Origin of the sequence: Nocardia higoensis NBRC 100133 (assembly GCF_000308595.1) — a bacterium.
In the GTDB taxonomy this organism is placed as follows: Bacteria; Actinomycetota; Actinomycetes; order Mycobacteriales; family Mycobacteriaceae; genus Nocardia; species Nocardia higoensis.
Window position 1 is genome coordinate 44,135 of the sequence record NZ_BAGA01000073.1, and the last position, 20,083, is coordinate 64,217.

The following is a 20,083-nucleotide window of genomic DNA, read 5'->3' on the forward strand; positions in this document are numbered from 1 at the left end:
TCAGGAAGTCGGCCGGTGTTGCACCCGGATTGCCAGGATGCGGACCGACTGTGCGGTGGATCACTTCTGTAGTGATCGGTTCAGGAATCGTAAGGTTCGGTGAGCGGGAAGAAAAACGCGTCTTTCCACTGGGCGCAAAACTCCCGCAGCGAGGCGCTCAGCCGCCGAGAACTCGTTCGATCTGCCCGGCGGTTCGGCGCAGAGCGGCCTCGGAGCGCTGCAGATTCACCCGGACGGCGGGGGCCGACAGGCTGATCGCGCCGACCGCGACGCCGCCGCGCATGATCGGCGTGGCCACGCAGACCTGGCCGAGCACCGACTCCTGGCGGTCGTAGGCCAGCCGGGTGGCCCGGATGTCCACCAGCTGGCGGTGCAGCACCGCCGGGTTGGTCACCGAGTGCCTGCTGCGGCGGACGAGCGGGCCCTGCAACACTTTGGCGATCTCGGCGCCCGGCTGGAAAGCCAGCAGCGCCTTGCCCAATGCCGTGCAGGTGGCGGGCGCGCGCCCGCCGATGGGCGTGGGCGCGGGGAGGGTGTGCAGGCCGACGACCTTGTCCAGGATGACGATGTCGGCGCCGTCGAGGATCGCCAGGCGTGTGGTCAATCCCGAACCCGCGTAGAGGTCTCCGAGATACGGCGCGACCTGCTCGCGCAATCCGCGCGGACGGCTGTGGGCGACCCGGTTGCCGAGTTCGAAGAGCTTGTCGCCGGGGCGGTAGCGCGTGCCCTCCTTCGAGACGAACCCGCTTTCGACGAGGTAGGCGAGCAGCCGGAAGGCGGTCGAGGTCGGGATTCCGGCCCGGCGCGCGATATCGCTGACGCCCATCGAGGCGTCGCCGCCGAGGAATTCGTCGAGCAGTTGCAGCGCCTTGACCACCGAGGCCGTTCCTCGCCGGTCGTTGCCGGCGCCATCGATCTCGGCCGGCTCCGGGGGGCCCTGTTCTTCCATCAATGCGGTCACGCGGGTTCACTTTCCAACTCGTCTGCGGCCCCCCGCCGCAGGCCGGCCACCATCGCCCGGTGGGGCGAAGGTGTTCCAGGTCACCAACTTCTGTAGTGGATGGTACAGTGATTGTAACGACCGTTCCAGTGATCGGCAACACACCGGCTAGCCATTGGTGACCGCGCTCTCTGGTACTTTCCGTTCGGCAGCCCGCCCGAAAAGAGAACATGGATGAATACCGCTCGACGTAACGCCCGCGGCGAAGCCAGCCTGCAGCGGATACTCGACGCCACCGTGCAGTTGGTCGGCCGATACGGCTACGACAACACGACGATCGCACGCATCACCAAAGCCACCCAGCGCCCCGCCAGCTCGATCTACTGGTTCTTCCGGGACAAGGACGAACTCATCGCGGCCGCGCTGGAGCACTCCTACACGCGCGTCGCGCGCGGCGACCACCGGCCGTGGCAGCGCTACGACGAGTCGCTGCCGATGACCGCGCAGCTGATCGACGAACTCGAGCCCGAGCTGCGTGCCTCGGAAACCGAAACCCCGCTGCGACTGGGTATCGCGCTCGCACTCGAGGGCAGCGCCGCGAGCTCGAAGGTGCAGGAGCCGTTCCATCGGCGTCGTGCGGGCGTGCTGCGGGCCATCGAGGCGTGGTGGGACGGCGCCTACGCCGCGACGGGTGCGGCCGAGGAGGTCCGGGCCGCGCCTGCCTGGTGGATGTCGACGCTCACTCTCGCGCTCTTCGACGGGCACTACATCTCCGATGTCGAGGCGGGCGACGAGGACACGATCGCCGGGCGCAGCCGAATCACCGCGCTCGCACTGACTTCCGCCTACGAGTCGATGCGGGGCGGCGATCCCGCCCGCTTCCCGGTCACCGAGGTCCCCGAGGCTTCTGCGAACGCCTCGGACCGCCCCGACGCGCACCCCGAACCCGAATCGGGTCCGGGCACGCTGTTGCGGGTGACCCGCGGGCTCGTCGCCGAGCACGGCTACGAAGGCGCGACCATCGGCCGGATCTGCGCGGCGGCGGACATGCAGCGCAGTTCCGTCTACTGGCGGTACAAAGACAAGGACAGCCTGATCGAGGCCGCGGTGGCCGAACCGTTTCTCGGGCTGTTCGCGCCCATGCGCGCACTGCCCGAATCGGTAGCGGACTGGGCGGAGGATCTGGCCGCCGCCATCGGCGCGACATTGCGGGCGGCGCGGGTGCACCCGGATGCGGTCAAAGCGGGCCTGCTGCTCAAAGTCCAGCAGTGGGACCCACCGACGGCGGGCGGTGTGACCGTCCTGGCCGGAATGGCCGCGCTGGAAGCGGAATTGACCGCCTGGCTGATGCGCAACGCGCCGTCGGGCGGGGAAGGGCAGGTGCCGGGCGAGCACCTGGCATGGATCGTGCTGCGGCTGGTCGAGGGGCTGATGTTCGGCTCGGCGCTGGGCAGGCCCGCCCCCGTGGGCACCGTGCGGCAGCTGTTCGCGGTCGTGCTTGCCGGGGTGGTGAGCCGGTGGCCTGCCGTCGACCGGCGAGCCACCGGCGCTCACTCGAGCCGGAGCTTGTAGGAGTCGACGGCGTCGGTCTGCAGTTCGAGTTCGAAGGTGTTCATGACACGGCCGACCATCATGTAGAAGCCGATGAGCAGCACCAGCTCCACCAGCTCGGAGTGGTCGTACTCCGCCGCCACCGCGGCGAACAGCTCGTCGGGGGCGGTCGAGGTGCGCACGACGGCGTCGGTGAAATCCAGCAGGGTCCTCTCGAAGGCATCGAACTCGTGTCCGGCTTCGGCCGGGTACGCGGCGACGGCGTCGATCTTCTCCTGCGTGAAGCCCACCCGCTTCGCCACGGCGTTGTGCTCGTGCCACTGGTAGGCCGCCCCGGTCAGGTGGGCCACCCGCAGGATGACCACCTCGCGATGGACGGGATCGAGCGAACTGCCCTTGCTCAGCTTCGCGCCGAGCGCGAAGACCTCGGGGGCGCAGTTCTCGGCATTGGCGATCATCCGGAAGACGTTGATCTTCCGCTTGCCCGCGAGCGCGCGCACGATGTGGTCCGGCGCGGTGTCGGGGTCGAAATAGGGAATGCGGGGCACGGGAAACCTCTTCCTGTCTCGATTACTGCGATGCGGCATCGAATACTGCGGTGCGACAACGTGATCGGGCCGGATCCGACAGGTGTCGGATCCGGCCCGTGGGCTAATAGGCGCTGACCGTCCCGGCCGGGGAGTCCTGCCGGAAGCGGGCGAGCAGGTCGCCCGCGGCGCGGACCAGCAGTGCGGAGTCGACGCCGACACCGGCGAAGGTGATGCCTTCGTTCAGCCATTCCCGGGCGGCGGCGACATCGACGATCATGATGCCCGCGGGCTTGCCGACCCGGCGCAGGGTCTCCACGCAGGTGCGGATGGCGCGCACCACCTCCGGATGTGTCCGCTGCTCCGGGTAACCCAGATTGGCCGCCAGGTCGGCCGGCCCCATCAGCACGCCGTCCACGCCGTCGACCGCGGCGATCTCGGCGATATTCGCCAGCGCCGTCGGCGTCTCCACCTGGACGATGAGGCACACATTGTCGTCGGAGGTGCGGACGTAGTCGGTGAGCCGCCCCCACCGGGAGGAGCGGGCCAGGCCGCTCCCCATTCCGCGGATCCCGCGGGGTGGGTAGCGGACGGCGCGGACCAGTTCGGCCGCCTGTTCGGCGGTGTCCACCATCGGGATCAGCAGGTTCTGCACCCCGATCTCCAGGTACTGCTTGATCAGCACGGGATCACCGTGCGGCAGGCGCACCACGGGCTGGGACAGTTCGGCGGCGCGATCACCCAGCAGGGCGGCCGCCGCGGCGATGCCCTGCAACTGCGCGAGCACCGTGCGCAGGTCGTTCGGCCCGTGCTCGGCGTCGATGAGCAGCCAGTCGTAGCCGCACCCGGCGAGCAGTTCGGCGGTGTAGCCGTCGGCCAGTACCGTCCACAGGCCGATCTGCTGTTCGCCGTCGGCCAGGCGCTGCTTGAACCGGTTGGGCGGGGTCTTCCCGGTGATGGACATGAATGAGGCTCCTCTTCTCCGAGCAGGCGGGGTCAGACCAGGCGGAAGGAGATGGCGCCGAGCCGACCGTAGTCGGCATGGATCACGTCTCCGGCGGCCATGGGGATCGGCCGGGTGAACGAGCCGGCCAGCACGATCTGGCCCGGCTCCAGGCGCTCGCCGTAGTTGTACAGGCGCCGGGCCAGCCAGGCGACACCGTTGGCGGGATGGCCGAGCACCGCCCCGGCGAGACCGGATTCCTCGACGATGCCGTTGAGGTAGATGAGCGCACCCACCCGGGGCAGGTCGACATCGTCCGGGCGCACCGGCGAACCGCCGAGCACGATGCCCGCGTTCGCCGCGTTGTCGGAGATGGTGTCGAAGACCTTGCGTGGCGCGCCGGTCTCCCGGTCGAACTGCTCGATGCGCGCGTCGATGATCTCCAGGGCGGGCGTGATGCGATCGGTCGCGTTGAGCACATCGTTGACCGACACATCGGGCCCCTCGAGCGGGTCCCGGAGCAGGAACGCCAACTCCACTTCCACGCGCGGCTTGATGAACCGCTCGGCGGGGATCGACGAGTTGCTCTCGTAGACCATCTCGTCGAGGAGGGTGCCGTAGTCCGGCTCGTCGATCTGGCTGCTGATCTGCATGGCGCGCGAGGTCAGGCCGATCTTGTGACCGACGATCCGCTGCCCCTCGGCCTGCTTGATGCGCACCCACTCACGCGAAACCGCGTAGCCGTCCTCGATGGACATCTGCGGGTAGCGGCCGGAGAGGTGACGCACCTGCTCGCGGCGCTGCTCGGCCTCGTGCAGTTCCCGCGCCAGTGCGGTGCAGGTCTGCTGGTCGAAGGTGGCGCTCATGCGACGCTCACCCGCTCGTCGGCGGTGAGGAACCGCTGCGCGAGTTCGTTGAACTCCTCGGCGCGCTCGAACTGCGCCCAGTGATCGCATCCGGTCATGTCGACGACCTCGACGTTCGGCACGAGCTGTGCCAGCAGGCGGGCGTTGTCGAGGAACATGTTCGGCGCGTCGACCGCGGCGATCACCAGCACGGGCTGCCGCAGCCGCGCCCAGTCCTCGCGGGACAGGTCCTGCCCGCCGGTGGTGAAGGCGAGCAGGTGCTTCATCGCCTCGGCCATTTCCGGCTGCTGGTAGATGCGCAACCGCACGGCGACCAGATCATCGAGGAGGTCTTCCTGATTCAGCATGAGACGTCCCATCGCGGCCGTCACCGACTCCCAGGACGGGGCCTCGGCGGCGTTGCTCCTGCGACGGCGGACGTCGGCGCCGAACTTCTTCTCCTCCTCCGGATCGACGATGATGCCCGCCGGAGCGATCATCACGAGCCGATTCACCCGGTTCGGATGGTCCAGCGCCATGCGGGCGCCCACCCACGAACCCAGCGAAACGCCGATCACCGCGGCCTCGGCGACACCCAGCGCGTCGAGCACGGCGAGGGCGTGTTCGGCATAGTCGGGGATCAGGTAGGGATGGTCCGGCTTGTCGGTGTAGCCGCAGCCGAGCATGTCGATCCCGATCACCCGGTGGGTGCGAGCCAGCGCGCCGTAATTGGCGCAGAAGTTCTCCAGGCTGCCCGCGGTGCCGTGCAACAACAGCACGACGGGGCCGTCGGGATCGCCCGCGGTCAGGTACCGCGTGCGGACGCCGCCCGCATCGATCCAGTCGAGCGTGTGGGGGACCGTGTCCAGGTAGGTCCACACGCTCCGATAGTTCTGCATGGCCGGATTACCCCTGGAGCTGGAAGGAGACCTGGGCGGCGGCGAGACGCTCGCGCATCTTCGCCATCCACTCCTCGCGCGGGCAGGCGGCGGGATCGCGGGCCACCAGCTCCTCGGTCTGGCGCATGATCTCTTCTTCGGAATCGTTCAGGTCGAGCGGCTCGCCCAGCGGCTGCTGCACGTAGAACGGCGAGTGGGTGTAGACCTCGATCATGTTGCCGTCCGGATCGTCGATGTAGACGCTCCAGGCGTTGCCGTGGTTCTTGACGACCTCGACCGGGATGCCGGTCTGCTCGACGTGCTTCCAGAAGGCGCGCAACTCGGCCAGGGTCGGGACCAGGAAGGAGATCTGGGCGGTGGTCGGCGGGGTCTCGGGGTCGCGACCGGCGATCAGCGCGAGCTGGTGGTGCTCGGTGGGGTCGGCGGAGAGAAAGGCGCCGGGGCGCTGGGTACCGGCCTTGCCGGACTTGCCCAGCCCGGAATCGGTCACGACCATGCCGAATTCCTTGGTGTAGAACTCGATCATGGCGTCCAGGTCTTTGCAGAAGATGCCCAGATGCGCCAGACGCGGGTTGAAGGTCGTCATATGCGGTCCTTTCGGTGATGGTCTATCAGCTGTCGAGATGGTCGGGTGGAGCGGTCAGACGGCCGCGCCGACGGGGGCCGCGCTGAGGGCGGCAGCCAACTCGGCGACGTCGCCGACGTTCTCCAGGTCCTTGATGAGGTCGAGAGCCCGGCTCGCCTGGTCCTCCGGGATCGCGCCGGAGAACCGGACATTGCGCCAGAACTTGTCCTCGATGGCCTCCAGCGGCACGGGATTGCGCAGCCAGCCCTTGGGGGCACTGCGCTCGGCCTCGAGCACCCGGCCGTCGGCGAGGGTGATGCGCATACGGCTGTGCTGATTGTTGCCCAGCGGCAGGTTCGGCAGCAGGCGGACGCGCGCGGCGAGATCGAGCACCGCCGGATCGTGGATGGCCGGGGCGACGTAGTGCTCCAACTCGGGACGGCCGCGCAGGATGGCGTTGGCGACGCCGTAAGGAATCGTGAACAGCGCCTTGGGCTGCTGGTCGGCGGCGGTCGGCACCTGGTTGAGGAAGTGGTCGATGCGGTTCGGCGGCACATCGAGTTCGACGGCCGTGACGTCCGCGGCGTCGAACTCGTGCTCGGCGCGGATCTGCAGCACGCACTCGATGGGGTTGTGGTTGCCGTAGCAGGAGGGGTGCAGCTTGTGCTGGCCGTGCACGTAGAAGATCTCGCCCAGGTCGGCGACCATGTTCTGCGGCGCGGGCTCGCGGGTGTACAGCTCGAAGTAGCCCTGCCTGCTCTCCAGCGCGTCGCGGACGCCGCCGAATCCGTTGCGCGAGAGCTGGCAGGCGACGATGCCGTTGTAGGCGGCCAGCGCGCCCGGCAGCTTGAACGCGTGCACACCGTCCCAGATGCCCTGGAACGAGCCGGCCATCATATTGAGCAGGATGCCGAAGGCGTTGCGCAGCTGGTCGTGGTTCAGGCCGAGCAGCCTGCCCGCGATCGCGGTCGCGCCGAAGGCGTTGGAGGTGCCGCAGACCTCGAAGTTGTTGTCGAAGTCGAACCGGTTGGACACCGAGACACGCGCGGCGACGTCGCCGCCGAGCACGACCGCGGTCAGCAGCTCGCGGCCGCTCGCGCCGGTGTACTCGCCGACCGCGACCGCCACCGGCTCGGTGGTGCTGCCGACGTGGCCGACCATCTTGCCCTCGTTCACGCCTTCGGGCTCGGGTCCGCAGACCTCGAAGTCGAACGAACGCACCTGCAGGGAGGCGATCATGGCCGCCTGGGCCAGCGGCATCCGCTCGCTGCGGCCGGGAATCGCGACCTCGGGATTGCCGCCCCAGCTGCGGTACAGCTCGAGCACGGCATCGTTGCCTTCCACCGCGACGCCGGACAGCGCGCAGCCCATCGTGTCGATGAGCCGCTTCTTGGCCGCGAGCACGACGGTCTCGCTCAGCGCCTCGAACGGCGTGTCGAGGACGTGGGCGACGATGCGGTCGATCAACGAATCGGTCATACGGAAACCTCCAGGAGCGGGGCGCGCCGGATCACGCCGGCCGGGGCCATCGGCCGTGTCGAGATTAGGGCTGCGGTGATCACGCCGGGAATCTCCGCATTCCACGGCGCGGAAAGGGCGGTGGACCGGCGCGGGCGACTCACCACAGGAATCGAGGGTGTAGCGGTGACCCAGGTCGCAGCTTTTTCGGCGGCCATTCCACTCCCCGGAAGAAGCGGCTCAGGGGCGGCGGCCGGGTCGGCTTAGTCTCGGGTGCGCAGCAGCGTCGTCACGGCGCGCGTCCTCGTCGAAGGAGAATTACGAATGCTCACCACCTCGGAAACATCGGCAGCCTCGTCCGCGCCGGTCGACTTCTCCGGTCCCCGCTCCCAGGACTGGGCCGGATACCGCGATCGTGCCATCGAGGAAGGCGAGCGCTTCCTCGCGAATGTCGAGAACATCCTCGACACCATTCGTGCCGGCCGCGCCATTTCCGAGGCCGAAGGTCGGGTCCCGGATTCCTCCGTCGAGGCCATGATCGACACCGGTCTTTTCCGCGCTTTCACCCCCATGCGCTATGGCGGACTGGAAATGGCCCCGGCTGCGTTCTTCGAAGGAATCATGCGTATCGCGGAAGCCGACAGCGCCGCGGCTTGGATCGCCGGACAGCTGAATGTCCATTCCTTCGAGATCGCGCTCATGGACGAACGCATGCAGGACGAATTCTGGGGCGGGAATCCCGACGCCCGCGCCTCCAGCTCCTACGCGCCCATCGGCAAGTACGAGCAGGTCGACGGCGGCTACACGCTGAACGGCACCTGGACCTTCTCCAGCGGCGTCGACCATGCCCAGTGGGTCATCCTCGGCGGCGGCGACCGCAACTTCGTCGTGCCGATCGCCGACCTGACCATCGATCACGACAGCTGGGACGTCGAGGGCCTGAAGGGCACCGGCAGCAAGGCAGTGACGCTGGTCGACGTCTTCGTCCCCGACTACCGCACCCACCTGCTGGTCGACACCTACAACGACGCCAACCCCGGCTGGGCGGTGAACAACCGGCCGCTGTACTGGGTCTCGTTCACCTCGATCTTCAACGCGACGCCGGCCAACACCGCGGTCGGCACCGCCACGGCCGGTGTGCAGACCTTCATCGAGCAGTCCAGGGTCCGGCTCACCCGCCAGGGCACCGGCGCGCCCGCCGCACAGAATCCCTTCCTGCACCTGAAGGTCGCGAACGCCGAGACGCGCATCCGCACGGTGAAGAACCGGCATCTGCAGAACTGGCGCGAGTTCTTCGACATCGCCTGCCGCGGTGAGGAAGCCTCGCCGCTGGAGCGGATGCGGGTGCGTTTCGAGGCGGCCGACACCATCGCCACCTGCTTCGAGTCCTTCGCCGACATCTGGCCGATCGCCGGGGCCGCCGCGACGTCGAGTTCGAATCCGTTGCAGCAGACCATGCGCGATCTCATGGCCGCGCGCAACCACGGCTCGGCCGGCAAGGAGCTGGCCGCCGGTCAGTATGTGAAGACGATCTTCGGCCTGCCGCCCGCCCCCTTCAAAGATCTCGGCACCCTGAACTACTACAAGTAGTCGGCCGGAGAGGACCGTTCCGTTGACTCAGATGACCGACCAATTCATCACCGCCGTTCTCGAAGAGGGCGATCCGGCGCAGGATGCGCGCGCCTTCCGCCGCGCGCTCGGCCAGTTCGGCACCGGCATCTCCGTGATCGCCACCAGTTCCGAGGACGGAATGGTCGGCATGGCGGCGAATTCGTTCTCTGCAGTGTCGCTGGATCCGCCGCTGGTGCTGTGGTCCATCCGGAAGGAATCCCGTAGCGCCCCGGCATTTCTCGGCAACGGCCATTTCAGCGTCAATATTCTGGCCGATCATCAGATGGAATTGTCGGCGCTGTTCGGAAAGTCGCAGCCGGGCCAATTCGACCAGGTCGACTGGACTCCCGGCAGGCACGGCGACCCGCTGCTCGACGGTGCGATCGCGCATTTCGAATGCGTCACCGAATCGGTCCTCGACGGCGGTGACCACCACATCATGCTCGGCCGGGTGGAACGGTTCGCCCGCTACCAGGGTTCCCCGCTGCTGTTCACCCAGGGCCAGTACAGCGTGTCCCAGAGCCACCCCGACCTGGCGCTGACCGCCGATGCCTCGTGCGCGGCGACCGATACCCAGCCCGAGGAATCGCTGTTCATGTCGCTGCTGCAGGCCACCGACCACCACATGTCGGCCCTGTTCCAGCACCACCGCAGGCAGGTCGGCGTCACCCTGGCCACCGGCCGGATCCTGAACCGGCTTTCGCGATCGGCCTGTACCACCGAAGTCCTCGGCCACGACACCTTCCTCGGCGAGAACACCGTCGACGACGCTCTGTCCGAACTCGTGGGGACCGGGCGGGTGTACCAGGACCCCGACGGGAACTGGGCACTGACCGAGGAGGGTCGCCAGGTGCGGCGCGCCTTGCGGCGCAGCGCCGAACAGTTCACCGAACAACAATTGCGCGGCATCTCCAAAGACGACCTGGAGACCGCCGAGCGCGTCCTCGCCACCCTGCTGGGACGCGGCCGCCGCGAAGGGTGGTGACCGTTCCCGCCCGAGGCGGGCCCGGTGCGCCGCACCTCTCATCCCCGTAATCCGTTGCGGACCAGACGATCCTGGAGAGATTCCATGACCACCACAACATCGGTCGGCGCCGTCGACCTCCGGCACTACGTCGGCGGACGCTGGGAGGAAGGCGGCGCCGGTCCGCTGGTCTCCACCAACCCGGCCCGCCCGGACGAGATCGTCGCGGCAGGCCGAGAGGCCACCGCGGCCGACGTCGACAGGTCGGTGTCCGCGGCCCGTGCCGCCGCTCGGGCCTGGGCCCGCACGCCCGTGCACGAACGCGGCGCGATCCTGATCCGGGCCGCGGCCGGACTCGAGGCCGAGGCAGCGCCGCTGGGGCGCGAGCTGGCGCGCGAGGAGGGCAAGACGCTCGCCGAAGGCACCGGTGAGGTGTTGCGGGCGGCGCAGATCCTGCGTTATTACGGCAACGAGGGCGATCGGGTCGCGGGGGAGGTGTTCGCCTCACCGCGCCGGGGCGAGCGCATTCTGGTGACCCGCAAGCCGCTCGGCGTGGTGGGGGTGATCACCCCGTTCAACTTCCCGATCGCCATCCCCGCCTGGAAGATCGCCCCCGCCCTGGTCTACGGCAACACGGTGGTGTGGAAGCCCTCGGGGGTCGTGCCGCTGCTCGCCGTCCGGCTGACCGAGGCACTGGCCGATGCCGGCCTGCCCGAAGGCGTGCTGAATCTGGTGATCGGCGCGGGCGAGCTGGGCACCGCTATCGTCAACCATCCCGGCATCGACGGGATCACCTTCACCGGCTCCACCACCATCGGCCGCCGGATCGCGGCGGCCGGGGCCGGGTGCGGCGTCCCGGTACAGGCGGAGATGGGCGGCAAGAACGCCGCGGTGGTGCTGGCCGACGCCGATCTCGACCTGGCCGCCGAGCAGGTGCTGTTCGGCGCTTTCCGCTCGACGGGCCAGAAGTGCACGGCCACTTCACGTCTGATCCTCCAGGACGCTGTGGCCGACGAGTTCCTGGACCGGCTGCGCGCGCGCCTCGACGACTGGATCGTCGGCGACCCCACCGACCCGTCGGTGCACATGGGCCCGGTCGTGAGCGAGACCGCCCGGCGTGACATCCGCGCCGGCGTGTCCCGCTCCCTCGCCGAAGGCGCCACCCTGCTGATCGGCGACCAGGACGTGCCCGAGTCCGGTTACTTCGTGCCCGCCACCGTGCTGGAGCTGCCGTCCGACCCGGTGCGCGCCGCGGCCAACACCGCCTGGAGCGAGGAGTTCTTCGGACCGGTGCTGAGCGTGCGCCGCGCCGCCGATGCCGCGTCGGCTTTCGCGCTCGTCGACGAGAGCGAATTCGGTTTGAGCGCTTCGGTGTTCACCCAGGACGTGACCAGGGCGCTGGACGCCGTCGAGGACATCGATGTCGGCATCCTGCACATCAACTCCGAGTCCGCGGGCGCCGACCCGCACGTCCCGTTCGGCGGCGCGAAGAAGTCCGGCTACGGCCCCAAGGAACAGGGCGGGGCTGCGAAGGAGTTCTTCACCCACACCACCACCGTCTATCTGCGCGGCGGCACGCCGGCCTAGCCCGGCGCCGGTGACCCGAGGCCCCGGATCTTCCGTATGCGGAAGATCCGGGGCCTCGGTCGTGTGTCCGGCCTCGGTCACCGCCTGCACGCGCCAGAGCAGGCAACATCCTGGGGGCGCCCCCCGGTCGCGGCGCGGCCGACCGGGGCCCACCGCGCCGAGCCGGCCGGACCACGACCAAGGCCCCGGATCTCGATGTTCGCGAGATCCGGGGCCTTGCTGTCTCCGAGGCGAGGTCGCGCCCCTGAAAGTGTGTCCGGTTCCGAGCCGGTGATTCGTGAGCCCAGCGGTCCGGCCGCCGGGGCCGGGAAGTTTCAGCGCTGGGCGGCCAGGTCCAGGGCGATGTCGACGATCATGTCTTCCTGCCCGCCGACGAGCCTGCGCTTGCCGACCTCGACGAGGATCGACCGGACGTCGATGCCGTAGCGGGCCGAGGCCGTTTCCGCGTGCCGCAGGAAGCTCGAGTAGACGCCCGCGTAGCCGAGGGTCAGCGTCTCGCGGTCCACGCGCACCGGCCGATCCTGCAGCGGGCGGACCAGGTCGTCGGCGGCGTCCTGCAAGGCGAACAGGTCGCAGCCGTGCTCCCAGCCCTGCAGGTCGGCCACGGCGATGAAGGCCTCGAGCGGGCAGTTGCCCGCGCCGGCGCCGTGCCCGGCCAGCGACGCGTCGACCCGGGTGACGCCCTCCTCGACGGCGACCACGCTGTTGGCCACCGAGAGCGAGAGGTTCTCGTGGGCGTGCACGCCGATCTGGGTGGCGGGATCGAGGATGTCGCGGTAGGCCCGCACCCGCCCGCGCATACCGTCCATGGTCAGCCTGCCGCCGGAGTCGGTGACGTAGACACAGTGCGCGCCATAGGATTCCATCAGTTTGGCCTGCTTCGCCAATTCTTCGGCGGGAGCGAGGTGGCTCATCATCAGGAAGCCCGAGACGTCCATGCCGAGTTCGCGCGCCTTGCCGATGTGCTGGGCGGAGACGTCGGCCTCGGTGCAGTGGGTGGCGATGCGAATCGAGCGCACGCCCAGCCGGTAGGCCTGCTCGAGCTCGGCGACCGTGCCGATGCCGGGCAGCAGCAGGGTCGTCAGAACGGCCTTCCGCACGTGCTCGGCGGCGGCTTCGATCCACTCCCAGTCGGTGTGCGAACCGGGACCGTAGTTCAGCGAACCGCCCGCGAGACCGTCGCCGTGCGCCACCTCGATGGCGTCGACGCCCGCCGCCTCGAGGGCGGAGACGATCCTGCCGACGTTCTCGGTGCTGATGCGATGGCGCACGGCGTGCATGCCGTCGCGCAGCGTCACGTCCTGGATGTAGAGGCGGGTCATGAGGCGACCTTTCCGGCGCCGGTGCGGTGGCGCACGATGGACTCTGCCGTGCGCAGCGCCGCAGAGGTCATGATGTCGAGATTGCCCGCGTAGGCGGGCAGATAGTGTGCGGCGCCTTCGACTTCGAGGAACACCGTCACCCTGGTGGTGACCGGCGGCGCGCCCGCGGGCAGCAGGGTGTGCAGCGGATCGGAGTCGTCGACGGGGGTGAACTGGACCTCTTGCTTGAGGCGGTAGCCCGGCACGTACTCCGCGACGCGAGCGACCATCTCGAGCACCGAGGCCCGCACCGCGTCGTGGTCCGCCTCGCCGATGAGCGCGAACACGGTGTCGCGCATGAGCATCGGCGGCTCGGCGGGGTTCAGGATGATGACGGCCTTGCCGCGCGCCGCCCCGCCGACCTGCTCGATGGCGTGCGAGGTGGTCTCGGTGAACTCGTCGATATTGGCGCGGGTGCCGGGGCCGGCCGACTTCGAGGCGATCGAGGCCACGATCTCGGCGTAGGCGACCGGGGTGACCGCGGAGATGGCGGCGACCATCGGAATGGTGGCCTGACCGCCGCAGGTGACCATGTTGACGTTGCTCGCGCCCGCGGCGAGCTGCTGCTCGAGATTGACCGGCGGCACCACGAACGGGCCGATCGCGGCGGGGGTGAGGTCGACCAGCATCTTGCCGTAGGGGGCGAGCGCGGCGGCATTGGCCTCGTGGGCCTTGGCGGAGGTGGCGTCGAAGACGATGTCGATGTCGTCGAATCCGTCGAGGGCGATCAGCCCCTGCACGCCCTCGGCGGTGGTCGGCACCTTCAGCCGGGCCGCGCGGGCCAGGCCGTCGGAGGCCGGATCGATGCCGACCATCGCGCCCATTTCCAGGACGTCGGAATTGCGGATCACCTTGATCATCAGGTCGGTGCCGATATTGCCCGAGCCGATGATCGCGACCTTGGTCTTGCGGGTCATCTAGTTGTCCTTCGAGAATCGCGCGGTAACGGTGCCGAGCGTGCTGAGCTCGGCCCGGACGACGGTGCCGGGCGGGGTGGGAGCCATCGGGCCGAGCGCGCCGGAGAGCACCACCTGCCCGGCGCGCAGCGGCTGCCCGTACTCGCGGGCGGTGCGCGCGAGCCAGGCCAGCGCGGTGAGCGGATCACCGAGGCAGGCCGCGCCGTCGCCGCTGGAGACCAGCTCGTCGTCGGCGAACATGCGCATCCGCACCTCGCGTGGCTCCACCTCGTTCAACGTCAGCCACTTCTCGCCGAGCACGTACAGACCGGAGGAGGCGTTGTCGGCCACGGTGTCGGTGATGGTGATGTCCCACCCGGCGATGCGGGAGTCGACGATCTCGAGGGCGGCGACGACGCCGGAGACGGCCGCACGCACCTGTGCCGGATCCAGATCGCCGTCGGCGAGATCGGCGCCGAGCTCGAAGGCGATCTCCGCCTCGGCCTTCGGCTGCAGCAGCCGCGAGCTGGGCACCTCGTAGAGCGCCGAGACGTCCATGTCGGCGAACAGCACGCCGAAATCGGGCTGGTCCACGCCGAGCTGTTGCTGCACGGCGGGGGAGGTGAGGCCGATCTTGCGGCCGGTAACGGTGGCGCCGTCGGCAATGCGCGCCTCGATCAGCCGCTGCTGGACCGCGTAGGCCGCGGCGATGTCGGTCGTGCCGAGCAGGTCGCGCACCGGCGCGCACGGTGTGTGCTCGGCGAAGGCGCGCTCGAGCCGCTGCGCCGCGGTCGTGACGGTGGCCGGGGGCACGGAGATGTGTGTGGTCATTGTTCCCGTCGCAATGTCGCGGTGGTGACACCGAATCCGGCGATGTATTCCTTGATGGGGCGGTAGAACTCGTAGTCGACGCGGTACTCGCCGCAGGCGCGCAGCGCGGAGTAGGCCGCGACCCAGGTCCTGACCTCGTGGGAGGAATGCCCGGCGTCGGCGTCCATGCCGTCGGCGGTGTAGGCGTCGAAGTCCTCGACCCGGCCCGACCGGCACACGTCCAGGAACGCCCGGTCCCATTCCGGATTCAGGTCCATGATGTCGGCCTCGCCCGCGGCGAAGGCGATCGCGGTCCTGGTGGTGTTCTCCTCCCGCGCGGCGCGCGCCTCCGGGCTGGGATTGCGTCCGGCGGTGAGGAATTCGCGCTGGGCGTCGGTGGCGGTGTCCAGCCGGGGGACCGGTGGATCGTGTGACAGGCCGCCGGAGCCGAGGAACAGCACGCGCTGATCGGTGTCGCGGAAGAAGCTGCCGACGGCCGCACCGAAGGCGCGGATCCGCGACATCGCGACGAACGGCCTGGCCACGGAGTTGACGAAGACCGGGACCACCGGTTTGGCCGCCACATCGCCGTAGATGATCTCCATCGGCTGCACCGCGCCGTGATCGACCTGCATCCGCCGCGAGATGGCGACATCGACGCCACGGTCGATCACATACTGCGCCAACGCTTCCGAGACGGCGTAGGGCACGTTCAGCTCACCGGCGAACGAGCCGTAGTCGCCGATGCCGTGGGCGGCCAGGCCGATGCAGTACGGCGGCATCAGGTCGTAGAAGAACCCGTTGTAGTGATCGGGCCCGAAGTTGACGACGATGTCCGGATCGAAGTCGCGGACGAACGCCCGCACCTGCTCGAAGGCCGCGTCGACGGCGGCGACCACCTCCGCCGGCGGGTGGGTGCGCCCGAGCAGCGGGCTGTGCGACATGCACACCAGCGCCTGTGTCATGGCCGGAGTCCTTTCTTCGGCGCCGCGCTCAGCGGGAGACGCCGTGCGAGACGAGGAAGCGCGTCACGATGTCGTTGAAGTCGTCGGCCCGCTCCACCTGCGACCAGTGCCCGCACCGGCTGAAGATGTGCGCGTCGGCGCCGGGGATCACATTGAGCAGCTCCCAGGTGCGCGACACCGGGATGACCGCGTCCTGGACGCCGTGGATCAGCAGCACCGGCAGCTCGAGTCGGGCGAGCACGTCGAAGTCCAGCGGCAACTCGGTGCGGTCGCGATCGCGCGCGGCGACCACCTCGGCGAGCCGGTCGCTCGCGGTGTCGTTGAGCGCCGCCTGATAGCGCAGCTCCACCAGCTCGTCGGTGACCAGCGACTTGTCGACCACGAACAGCTCGAGGGTCTTGCGGATGCCTTCCGGCGTCAGCGTCGGGTTCGAGTGCCCGGCCAACGCGCCGGTCAGCTTCGCGCCGCCGGTGCCCATCGAGACGATGCCGAGCAGCCGCTCCGGGAAGTCGATGGCGAACTGGAAAGCCAGCCAGCCGCCGAGCGAGTTGCCCACGATCCAGGTCTTCTCGATACCGAGGGCATCGAGCACCCGCACCGCGTGCCCGACCCACTCCTTGATGCCGTACGCGGTGCCCTCGGCGACGACGGTCTGGCCGTAGCCGATGGAGTCGATGGCGATACAGCGGGCGTTCTCGCCGAGGGCGGGCAGGTTCAGCCACCAGTTGGCGGCCGCGGTGACGCCGGTTCCCGAGCCGTGCAGGAACAGCACGGGGGTGCCCGTACCGAGCTCGTGGTAATGGGTGAGTTCGCCGGGTGCGGTCTCGACCCACTTGTCCTCGAGGCCGAAGAAGTCGTCGGTCGTGTACGCGGGAATGGCGGTGGTCATGATGTGCGGGCTCCTGGTGGTCAGTGACGGGCGGCGAGCGGTTCGGACGCGGTGATCGCGTCGGCGGGTTTCCCGGTGAAGGCCATCGACCGGAGGATGGCGTCGAGGGTCTCCGGCGCGTGCTGGGTCAGGCATGCGCCCGCCACGAATCGGTCGGGCCGCACGAAGACCAGCGGGGTCGGCCGGTCGTCGAACCATTTCTTCACCCGGCCGGTGTGGTCGCCGAGCACCAGCACGTCCGGGTCCATGTACTTCTCCGCCCAGGCGCGCTGGGTCTCGGGCACCACCGCCACCAGCCGGGCGCCCAGGGCCCTGAGCTTGTCCAGCGACTCCGCGGGCAGCACGTCCTTGGGGCTGTTGCCCCACACGATGACCGACCACCAGTTGCCGATGGCGTCGTCGAGCAGCACATTCGCCACCGCGGCGGTGTTCACGCGCGGCTGCGGGAACTGCACGCCCACGGGGGAGACCCTGGTGTTGGCGGTCCGCACCGGCACCAGCGTGCCGGTGAGTTCGGCACGGGCGCGGCCGGATTCGCGCGTCGTCGGATCGGCGAGTACGCCTTCGGTGTAGCGCGGCATCGGCTTGAACCGCATCTCCGCGAAGTAGCTCTTCACCTGTGGGAACAGGTTGAGCACCGAGGTGGCGGCGTCGCGGGCGATCGCGGCCACCGGATTGGTGATCTTGATGAACTTGCCGAAGGTCAGCGAGAGGTCGACCATCGCCTTGGCGTGATCCCTGCGCTCGGTGGTGTAGGTGTCCAGCAGCGCGTCGTCGGCTTGGCCCGACAGCACGGCCGCCAGTTTCCAGCCGAGGTTCGTCGCGTCGCGCATGCCGGAGTTCCAGCCCTGGCCCATCCAGACCGGCATGAGGTGTGCGGCATCGCCGGCGACCAGTTGACGTCCCCTGCGGAAGTTCGACGCGACCCGGCCGTGGTGGGTGAACACCCGTCGGCGGATCACCTGCAGATCGGACGGGTTCGGCACGTGGTCGGCGAGCAGTCGGTCCACGAAGGCCTGCTCGGTGACCTGCTCCTCGCTCTCGCCCTCACGCAGCATGAACTCCCAGCGGCGCACCGCGTGCGGCAGGCCGATCGAGACATAGGGCCGCTTCGGGTCCGCGCCGAGGAACACATTGGGGGTGCCGAGCGGATCGTTGGCCACGTCCACGACCAGCCAACGGGTCGGCGGCGACTCGCCGTCGAAGTTCACGCCGAGCCGCTTGCGCGTCGGCGACTTGCCGCCCTCACAGCCCACGAGGTAGCGCGCCTGGAAGCGACGCTCCTCGACCTGCCCGTCGTCACCGGTGACCAGCGCGATCGCGGTGACGGAACCGGAATCCTCGACGACATCCTCGACCCGGTGCCCGAACAACACCTGCACATTGGGGAATCGGGCCAGGCCCTCGTACAGCGCCCGGTCGACCTCCGGCTGGATGAACGCGTGCTTGCGCGCCCAGCCGAACTCGTCGGTCTGCGGATCGTTGACCAGCACGACCTTGCCCGCGCCGTTGACCAGCCGCATGATGTGCTGTGGGCTGGTGTGCGGGCGCACCGCGTCCACCAGCCCGACGGTCTGGATGGTGCGGAACGACTCGTCGTCGAGCCCGACGCCGCGCGGATAGTCGATGAGCCGGTCCATGGCCTCCAGTACGGTGACCGACCGGCCGTAGCCGCCCAGGATGTTCGCCAGCATCAGACCGGTGGGCCCCGCGCCGACGATGACGACTTCGCTCGCGAAGGTGCTGTTCATGGACTGTGTCTCCATGGCGGCTATCCGACCCGGTCGCGTACCCCCAGGTCAATCGCCCCTTCTCGCGGGTCGGAAAACGCCTGGGAAGGTTCCCGGCCTCCGGCAATGTCGTCTTCGTTCCGGTGGCCCGAGTGGAGTGGACGGCATGCTCGCGCGTCACACCCGTTGCCGGGCCGCGTGGAATTCCCGCGCGGCCTGTTCGTGGTCGACGATCCGGGCCGGGTAGCCGGTCGCGACGTCGGAGTCCGGCCGCCAGGGAGTGTGGATGGCGCTGCCCCGGAGATGAGCGAGTTCGGGGATCCAGCGGCGGACGTACGCACCGTCCGGGTCGTAGCGCTCGGCCTGCCGGAGCGGGTTGAGGACCCGGTTCGGCCTGGTGTCGGCTCCGGTGCCCGCCACCCACTGCCAGTTCAGCTGGTTGTTGGCGATGTCGCCGTCGATCAGATGGTTCAGGAAGTGCTGTGCGCCCTGACGCCAGTCCAGGTAGAGAGTCTTGGTCAGGAAGCTCGCGGTGATCAGCCTGGCGCGGTTGTGCATCCAGCCCTGCGCGGCGAGTTGGCGCATGCCCGCGTCGACGATCGGGTAGCCGGTACGGCCCTCGCGCCAGGCGCTCAGCAGTGCGGTGTCGGCGCTCCAGCGATCGTGGCGGGGTCGGTAGTCGCGATGGGCGATCTGCGGACGCGCTGCCAGCATCTGATGGTGGAAGTCACGCCAGGCCAGCTGGCGGACGAAGGCGGCGCCACCGGGTGTCGAGGTATCGGACCGGTATACCAGCTCGGCGGCGGAGACGCAGCCGAAGTGCAGGTACGGCGAGAGCCGGGATGTCGCGTCGGCCGCGAGGTCGTCGTTGCGATCGGCGTAGGCGTCGATTCCGTCGGCGAACCAGTTCTTCGCCGTCTTGCGCCCGGCGGATTCGCCGCCCGGCGCCAGGTCCGGTCCGGCGGTGCCCGTCGTGAGATCCGACGCCGCCGGAAGCGGTTCCACACCGACCCCGGGCGGGAGCCGCAGGTGTCTCGGCGCGCCGAGAGGAGCGCGCACCCGGATCTGCGACCAGCGGCGGTGGTAGGGGGTGAAGACGGCGAAGTGGTCCTTGCCGCCGCTGGGAACGACGCGGCCGGGCGCGAGGACGGTGATGCTGCCCGAGTGCACCTCGAGGTGACAATCCAACCGGGCCAGTTCTTCGCGCAGCCGGTCTTCACGGCGACGGCTGTAGCCGCTGACGTCCTCGGCGATGTGGACCTCGTCGACCGAATACCGCTCGACCAGCCGGCACACCTCGCGCACGGTGTCGCCGCGCCGCAACACGAGCCGGCCGCCCGCTCGCCGCAAACCCTCGTCCAGGTCGGCCAGCGCCTCGGTCAGAAATGTCGCCTTGTTCGGCGTCAGGTAGCCGGTGGCGCAGATGGCCTCGTCCACGACGAAGACCGGCAACACCTCGGCCGCTTTCGCAGCAGCCACCAGCGCCGGATTGTCGCGGACTCGCAGGTCACGCGTGAACAGTGCCATCGCGACCGTCATGGG

Annotated in this window: 18 protein-coding genes; 4 read left to right on the forward strand and 14 right to left on the reverse strand. The window is 69.1% G+C overall.

Translation table 11 applies throughout. The annotated features are described in order from the left end of the window. Positions 1–157 precede the first annotated feature (157 nt). On the reverse strand, positions 158–961 hold the full coding sequence (locus ON26_RS11195; protein WP_157171858.1) for an IclR family transcriptional regulator: 804 nt from the start codon (positions 959–961) through the stop codon (positions 158–160). A 213-nt stretch (positions 962–1,174) separates the two neighbouring features. Between ON26_RS11195 and ON26_RS31590 the strand changes: the two genes are divergently transcribed. After that, positions 1,175–2,512 (forward strand): TetR/AcrR family transcriptional regulator, encoded by a 1,338-nt coding sequence (locus ON26_RS31590; protein ID WP_051026939.1) that lies wholly within the window; start codon positions 1,175–1,177, stop codon positions 2,510–2,512. On the opposite strand, the gene ON26_RS11205 is transcribed toward ON26_RS31590, so the two are convergent. The 6 genes from ON26_RS11205 to ON26_RS11230 form a co-directional block, all read right to left on the reverse strand. Further along, positions 2,491–3,039 carry a carboxymuconolactone decarboxylase family protein gene (locus ON26_RS11205; protein WP_051026940.1) on the reverse strand — a complete coding sequence of 183 codons (549 nt, stop codon included), beginning with the start codon at positions 3,037–3,039 and terminating at the stop codon, positions 2,491–2,493. The two genes, ON26_RS31590 and ON26_RS11205, sit on opposite strands and share 22 nt — an antisense overlap. 103 nt (positions 3,040–3,142) lie before the next feature. After that, entirely contained in the window at positions 3,143–3,982 is an 840-nt protein-coding gene (locus ON26_RS11210; protein ID WP_040796001.1) for an aldolase/citrate lyase family protein, read from the reverse strand. A 32-nt stretch (positions 3,983–4,014) separates the two neighbouring features. Further along, entirely contained in the window at positions 4,015–4,827 is an 813-nt protein-coding gene (gene hpaH / locus ON26_RS11215; protein ID WP_051026941.1) for a 2-oxo-hept-4-ene-1,7-dioate hydratase, read from the reverse strand. Next, positions 4,824–5,705, reverse strand: a complete 882-nt coding sequence (locus ON26_RS11220; RefSeq protein WP_040796002.1) for an alpha/beta fold hydrolase — start codon at positions 5,703–5,705, stop codon at positions 4,824–4,826. The genes hpaH and ON26_RS11220 overlap by 4 nt, the downstream gene beginning before the upstream one ends. Positions 5,706–5,712: 7 nt before the next feature. Then, positions 5,713–6,291, reverse strand: coding sequence for a VOC family protein (locus ON26_RS11225; protein WP_040796003.1), 579 nt, complete (start codon positions 6,289–6,291; stop codon positions 5,713–5,715). 54 nt (positions 6,292–6,345) lie between these two features. Beyond that, on the reverse strand, positions 6,346–7,749 hold the full coding sequence (locus ON26_RS11230; RefSeq protein ID WP_040796004.1) for an MmgE/PrpD family protein: 1,404 nt from the start codon (positions 7,747–7,749) through the stop codon (positions 6,346–6,348). Positions 7,750–8,052: 303 nt separating this feature from the next. On the opposite strand from ON26_RS11230, the gene ON26_RS31595 reads away from it, so the two are divergent. The 3 genes from ON26_RS31595 to ON26_RS11245 all read left to right on the forward strand — a co-directional run bounded on the left by ON26_RS31595 (position 8,053) and on the right by ON26_RS11245 (position 11,890). After that, positions 8,053–9,318: an acyl-CoA dehydrogenase family protein gene (locus ON26_RS31595; RefSeq protein WP_051026942.1), complete on the forward strand. Its 1,266-nt coding sequence runs from the start codon at positions 8,053–8,055 to the stop codon at positions 9,316–9,318. 31 nt (positions 9,319–9,349) lie between these two features. Next, positions 9,350–10,324 (forward strand): flavin reductase family protein, encoded by a 975-nt coding sequence (locus tag ON26_RS11240; RefSeq protein ID WP_040796005.1) that lies wholly within the window; start codon positions 9,350–9,352, stop codon positions 10,322–10,324. An 84-nt stretch (positions 10,325–10,408) separates the two neighbouring features. Beyond that, a complete protein-coding gene (locus ON26_RS11245; RefSeq protein ID WP_040796006.1) occupies positions 10,409–11,890 on the forward strand; it encodes an aldehyde dehydrogenase family protein in 1,482 nt (493 codons plus the stop codon). A 314-nt stretch (positions 11,891–12,204) separates the two neighbouring features. Here the strand turns inward: ON26_RS11245 and dmpG are convergent, their stop codons facing one another. The 7 genes from dmpG to ON26_RS11280 all read right to left on the reverse strand — a co-directional run bounded on the left by dmpG (position 12,205) and on the right by ON26_RS11280 (position 20,080). Next, positions 12,205–13,212 carry a 4-hydroxy-2-oxovalerate aldolase gene (gene dmpG / locus ON26_RS11250; RefSeq protein ID WP_040796007.1) on the reverse strand — a complete coding sequence of 336 codons (1,008 nt, stop codon included), beginning with the start codon at positions 13,210–13,212 and terminating at the stop codon, positions 12,205–12,207. After that, positions 13,209–14,168, reverse strand: a complete 960-nt coding sequence (locus tag ON26_RS11255) for an acetaldehyde dehydrogenase (acetylating) (RefSeq protein WP_040796008.1) — start codon at positions 14,166–14,168, stop codon at positions 13,209–13,211. The genes dmpG and ON26_RS11255 overlap by 4 nt, the downstream gene beginning before the upstream one ends. Next, complete coding sequence (locus tag ON26_RS11260) at positions 14,169–14,978, reverse strand: 2-keto-4-pentenoate hydratase (RefSeq protein WP_051026943.1); 810 nt, start codon at positions 14,976–14,978, stop codon at positions 14,169–14,171. Further along, positions 14,975–15,922 carry a 3-carboxyethylcatechol 2,3-dioxygenase gene (locus ON26_RS11265; RefSeq protein WP_040796009.1) on the reverse strand — a complete coding sequence of 316 codons (948 nt, stop codon included), beginning with the start codon at positions 15,920–15,922 and terminating at the stop codon, positions 14,975–14,977. Before ON26_RS11265 ends, ON26_RS11260 begins: the two co-directional genes overlap by 4 nt. Positions 15,923–15,950: 28 nt before the next feature. Next, the gene (locus ON26_RS11270; RefSeq protein ID WP_040796010.1) at positions 15,951–16,811 is read right to left on the reverse strand and encodes an alpha/beta fold hydrolase; all 861 of its coding nucleotides are present in this window, start codon (positions 16,809–16,811) and stop codon (positions 15,951–15,953) included. Positions 16,812–16,831: 20 nt separating this feature from the next. After that, positions 16,832–18,577 (reverse strand): bifunctional 3-(3-hydroxy-phenyl)propionate/3-hydroxycinnamic acid hydroxylase MhpA, encoded by a 1,746-nt coding sequence (mhpA, locus tag ON26_RS11275; RefSeq protein ID WP_245545813.1) that lies wholly within the window; start codon positions 18,575–18,577, stop codon positions 16,832–16,834. Between the two features lie 141 nt (positions 18,578–18,718). Continuing rightward, complete coding sequence (locus tag ON26_RS11280) at positions 18,719–20,080, reverse strand: cryptochrome/photolyase family protein (RefSeq protein WP_040796011.1); 1,362 nt, start codon at positions 20,078–20,080, stop codon at positions 18,719–18,721. Positions 20,081–20,083 lie beyond the last annotated feature (3 nt).

Coding starts and splice junctions, on each gene's coding strand:
- ON26_RS31590 (WP_051026939.1), top strand. CDS start 1,175: ATGAATACCGCTCGACGTAACGCCCGCGGCGAAGCCAGCCTGCAGCGG.
- ON26_RS11210 (WP_040796001.1), bottom strand. CDS start 3,982: ATGTCCATCACCGGGAAGACCCCGCCCAACCGGTTCAAGCAGCGCCTG.
- hpaH (WP_051026941.1), bottom strand. CDS start 4,827: ATGAGCGCCACCTTCGACCAGCAGACCTGCACCGCACTGGCGCGGGAA.
- ON26_RS11220 (WP_040796002.1), bottom strand. CDS start 5,705: ATGCAGAACTATCGGAGCGTGTGGACCTACCTGGACACGGTCCCCCAC.
- ON26_RS11225 (WP_040796003.1), bottom strand. CDS start 6,291: ATGACGACCTTCAACCCGCGTCTGGCGCATCTGGGCATCTTCTGCAAA.
- ON26_RS11230 (WP_040796004.1), bottom strand. CDS start 7,749: ATGACCGATTCGTTGATCGACCGCATCGTCGCCCACGTCCTCGACACG.
- ON26_RS31595 (WP_051026942.1), top strand. CDS start 8,053: ATGCTCACCACCTCGGAAACATCGGCAGCCTCGTCCGCGCCGGTCGAC.
- ON26_RS11240 (WP_040796005.1), top strand. CDS start 9,350: ATGACCGACCAATTCATCACCGCCGTTCTCGAAGAGGGCGATCCGGCG.
- ON26_RS11245 (WP_040796006.1), top strand. CDS start 10,409: ATGACCACCACAACATCGGTCGGCGCCGTCGACCTCCGGCACTACGTC.
- dmpG (WP_040796007.1), bottom strand. CDS start 13,212: ATGACCCGCCTCTACATCCAGGACGTGACGCTGCGCGACGGCATGCAC.
- ON26_RS11255 (WP_040796008.1), bottom strand. CDS start 14,168: ATGACCCGCAAGACCAAGGTCGCGATCATCGGCTCGGGCAATATCGGC.
- ON26_RS11260 (WP_051026943.1), bottom strand. CDS start 14,978: ATGACCACACACATCTCCGTGCCCCCGGCCACCGTCACGACCGCGGCG.
- ON26_RS11265 (WP_040796009.1), bottom strand. CDS start 15,922: ATGACACAGGCGCTGGTGTGCATGTCGCACAGCCCGCTGCTCGGGCGC.
- ON26_RS11270 (WP_040796010.1), bottom strand. CDS start 16,811: ATGACCACCGCCATTCCCGCGTACACGACCGACGACTTCTTCGGCCTC.
- mhpA (WP_245545813.1), bottom strand. CDS start 18,577: ATGGAGACACAGTCCATGAACAGCACCTTCGCGAGCGAAGTCGTCATC.
- ON26_RS11280 (WP_040796011.1), bottom strand. CDS start 20,080: ATGACGGTCGCGATGGCACTGTTCACGCGTGACCTGCGAGTCCGCGAC.